At 66.4% G+C, this 4015-nt stretch carries 4 protein-coding genes; 3 read left to right on the top strand and 1 reads right to left on the bottom strand.

What is annotated here, in order from left to right:
• Positions 1–199: SulP family inorganic anion transporter (locus X803_RS19085; protein WP_035778523.1), on the bottom strand; the 199-nt coding region annotated here is incomplete at its 3' end.
• A 176-nt stretch (positions 200–375) separates the two neighbouring features.
• Here X803_RS19085 and X803_RS0109980 point away from each other — a divergent pair.
• The 3 genes from X803_RS0109980 (at position 376) to X803_RS22960 (ending at position 3972) form a co-directional block, all read left to right on the top strand.
• Complete coding sequence (locus X803_RS0109980) at positions 376–768, top strand: MerR family transcriptional regulator (RefSeq protein WP_026545029.1); 393 nt, start codon at positions 376–378, stop codon at positions 766–768.
• Between the two features lie 51 nt (positions 769–819).
• A complete protein-coding gene (locus X803_RS0109975; protein ID WP_026545028.1) occupies positions 820–2433 on the top strand; it encodes a peptide chain release factor 3 in 1614 nt (537 codons plus the stop codon).
• A 318-nt stretch (positions 2434–2751) separates the two neighbouring features.
• The gene (locus tag X803_RS22960) at positions 2752–3972 is read left to right on the top strand and encodes a resuscitation-promoting factor (protein ID WP_026545027.1); all 1221 of its coding nucleotides are present in this window, start codon (positions 2752–2754) and stop codon (positions 3970–3972) included.
• Positions 3973–4015 lie beyond the last annotated feature (43 nt).

Genomic DNA, 4015 nt, shown 5'->3' with positions numbered 1-4015 from the left:
CCGCCATGGTGAAGGAGGCAAACAGGCCCAGGCGCGGGTCAACGCCCGCAATGATGGAGAACGCAATGGCTTCGGGAATCAGGGCCAGGGCGACCACCAGCCCGGCCAGGACCTCGACCTTGAGCAGCCGGGGATTCTTGAGGGTCCTCAGAACCGACTGGCGTTCGAGTGGTGTCAGGGCCGTGCTGGACGTAGGCATGCGGGGTCTTCCTGGAGGCGGGTGAAGCGGGCGTGGGCCGCCTCTTTCCGGGGTTCTCCGGTAAGGGCGATAGGCTGTACGCCAATGTACGAGGGGCTTACGGCGCGCTTGCGCGCCGCGACTGCCGACCCCTAACTCTAACCTAACGTTACGGAAGATTGGCTATTGTGGGACGCATGAGTGACTCGGCGGGCACCGCAACCGCAACCATGCACATCGGTGAGGTTGCCGAGCGGACCAGTCTGTCGCTGCGCACCATCCGGCATTATGACGAGGTGGGCCTGCTGCCGGCGTCCTCCCGGACGGAAGGCGGCTTCCGCGTTTATACGGAAGCCGACGTCGACCGCCTGATGGTGATTCGCCGAATGAAGCCGCTCGGGTTCACACTCGAAGAGATGAAGGATCTGCTCTCGATCGTCGATGAGCTTCCGGATGCCGGCGGTGCAGCAGCGGAGCGGCTGCGCGAACGGCTGGCGGGCTACCTCGAAGCCGCAGCCGCCCAGCGCGACAAGCTGGCGCAGAACCTCACCCGCGCGGATGAGTTCATTGAAACCCTGAAACGGTACTGATTCACAAGCATTAGGGCCTGCTGGAGTCCTGAAAGACGGAAGAAGGAATCCATGACGAGCCCCACCACTCCCGCTGAGGCGGTACGCACCTCCACGATCGCCGAGCAGGCGCTGAGGAGGCGCACGTTCGCTGTGATCTCGCACCCCGATGCGGGCAAGTCCACGCTGACCGAAGCGTTGGCCCTGTACGCGAGCGCCATCACCGACGCCGGAGTCACCCACGGCAAGTCCAGCCGCCACGGCACGGTCTCCGACTGGATGGGCATGGAGCGCGAGCGCGGCATCTCCATCAGCTCGGCGGCGCTGCAGCTGGAGTACCGCGGCACGGTGCTGAACCTGGTGGACACCCCCGGGCACGCCGACTTCTCCGAAGACACCTACCGGGTCCTGGCCGCCGTGGACTGCGCGGTGATGCTCATTGATGCGGCCAAGGGCTTCGAGCCGCAGACCGTGAAGCTGCTGGAAGTGTGCAAGCAGCGCGGGCTGCCCATCGTGACGGTGATCAACAAGTGGGACCGGCCCGGCCTGGACGCTCTGGAGCTGATCGACCAGATCGGTGAGCGGACCGAAATGGTGCCGGTTCCGCTGACCTGGCCGGTGGGGACCGCCGGGCACTTCGAGGGGCTGCTCGATGTGCGTGCCGACGTGTCGCTTGCCCTGGAATCCGTCGGCGGCGGGGCGCTGCCGGCGATCGAGACGGTGGTCGATCAGGCGGAACTCCGTCCGGAGAGCTCGTCAGTCTGGGATGCCGCAAATGAAGAGCTGGGCCTGGTGCGGTCCTCGAACGGAGAATTCGACGCCGCCGAGTTCACCGCGGCGCGTCAGACGCCCGTCCTGTTCGCCGCGGCCGCCCGCAATTTCGGCGTGCGCCAGCTGGTGGACATGCTCGTGGAAGTGGGGCCGCCGCCGTCTCCACGGGTCGCGGCGAACGGGGTCCGCCGTCCGGTGGAAGCGGACTTCTCCGGCTTCGTCTTCAAGGTTCAGGCCGGCCAGAACACTGCACACCGGGACCACATTGCGTACCTGCGGATCTGTTCCGGAGTGTTTGAGCGGGGCATGGTGATCACCAATGCCCGGACGGGCAGGCCCTTCGCCACCAAGTATGCCCACCGGGTTCTGGGGCGCGAACGGGAGGCGCTGGAGCAGGCGTGGCCGGGCGACGTCGTCGGGCTGGTGAATGCCACCAGCCTGCGCGTCGGTGACAGCCTCTATCAGGAGGAGGCGGTCACCTTCCCGGAGATTCCGCACTTCTCGCCCGAGCTGTTTGTTGCTGTGCGGGCCAAGGATCCCGGCCGGTACAAGCAGTTCCGTCGGGGGATTGAGCAGCTCGATCACGAGGGCGTCATCCAGGTGCTGCGCTCGGAGCTGCGTGGCGACCAGTCGCCGGTGCTCGCGGCCGTGGGGCAGCTTCAGTTTGAAGTGGCGGAGCAGCGCATGCGGACCGAGTTCAATGCGCCGGTGTCGCTGGAGAGCCTGTCCTACACCCTCGCCCGCCGCGTCACCACCACGGCTCCTGCCAGCACCCTTCCGGAGACGTTCCGGGGCGGGGAGATCCTGCGGAGGTCCGACGGCGAACACATCGCGGTCTTCGGTGACCGGTGGAAGCTGGGGCACTTCACGGAGGCGAACCCGCAGGTGTCACTGGAGGTCATCGGCGCCGGTTGAGTGGCGTCCGCTGACCGGACCCAGCTTGCCCTCTTATCACAGTTCGGTTACGGTGGGCTGATATTAGCCGGGGTCGGGGAAGGCTTTCGGACTGATGCCGTCCGCTGCGGACGGGTTTCTCTTTGCGTTACCGCTGGCGATGAGCCGCGCCTGCCTGAGGCATTTTCAGGCCTGGCACGTGTCCGTCAGGGGAGCGCTCGGGGTACCCACCGCCGTCGTACATTTTGCCAGTGCACTCTCTGCTGCGCCGTTTTTCGGGGCAGCACCTGCAGAGCGCCCTCTCCCCGTGCCCGGATACGACGCGGGATGTGGGATTTTGTGGCAAAGCGGGCAAAGAACGTAAAGCGGGACGCCAGGAGCTGGGCAGTACTCGCCGGGCAGGCGATGGTCATGCTCAGCCTGGTCGCGGGCCTCGTGGCCTTTGTGGGCAACGGCAAGAGCGTGCAGGTAGTGGTCGACGGCGAGGCCCAGACCGTCCAGACCTTCGGCGGCACCGTTGCTGACGTCCTGCGGACCGCCAACGTCACCGTCACCGAGAACGACGACGTGTACCCGGCCCTCGCAAGCGCCGTGGAAGACGGCGCCGCCATCCAGGTCAACAAGGCCACCGCCATCGAGGTGCAGCTCAACGGAGCCGAAACCGTCGTCCACACCACCGGTGAGACCGTGGGTGAACTGGTGGACGAGCTCGGTGTCGCCAGCGACTCGGACATCTCCGCACCGGCTGAGACCCGGCTTGTCACCCTCAGCTCCACCCTCAGCATTTCGACGCCGAAGACGGTCACCCTCGCCGTGGACGGCAAGGACCACCGCATCGAAACCACCGTCAACACCGTGAGTGACCTCCTCGCCGAAGCGAAGGTCACCCTCGGGGACGAAGACCGCGTGTCAGTTCCGGTCAACAGCTCCCTCATCACCGGGATGGGCCTCAAGGTCACCCGCGTGGAGTCCGACAAGAAGGTCACCGAGACCGAAAAGATCGACTTCTCCTCCACCGAGAAGGAAACCGACGAGCTGCTCATCGGGGAACGCGAAGTGGTCCAGGCCGGCGTCGCAGGCGAGCGCACCCGCGTCTTCACCGTGACCGTCATCGACGGCAAGGAAACCGGCCGCGAAAAGGTCAGCGACAAGGTCACCCGCGAGCCCGTCGACGAGATCATCGCCGTCGGTACCCGCGAGGAGGAGCCCGAGCCTGAGCCCGAGGAAGAGGAAAAGGTGGAAGCCGCAGCCGCGGGCGAGCCTCCGGTAGAGATCGAAACCCCCAACCACAGTCCTGCGGCGGCAGTGTCCGGCGGCAGCGCCTGGGACGCCCTCGCCGAGTGCGAGTCCGGCGGAAACTGGTCCATCAACACCGGCAACGGCTACTACGGTGGCCTGCAGTTCAGCCAGTCCAGCTGGCTCGGCGCCGGAGGCGGCAAGTACGCACCGCTGCCGCACCAGGCATCACGCGAAGAGCAGATCGCCACCGCCGAGGTCCTGAAGCAGAACGGCGGCTGGGGCCACTGGCCGTCCTGCTCCTCGAAGCTCGGCCTCCGCTAGACAGATCCTTCGCAGCGCCCCTGCCGGTATCCACCGGCGGGGG

The organism is Arthrobacter sp. 35/47 (assembly GCF_000520475.1).
GTDB classification, from domain to species: Bacteria; Actinomycetota; Actinomycetes; order Actinomycetales; family Micrococcaceae; genus Arthrobacter_D; species Arthrobacter_D subterraneus.
The sequence above is the reverse complement of the archived record's forward strand: the minus strand, read 5'-3'. Positions and strand labels throughout refer to the sequence as shown.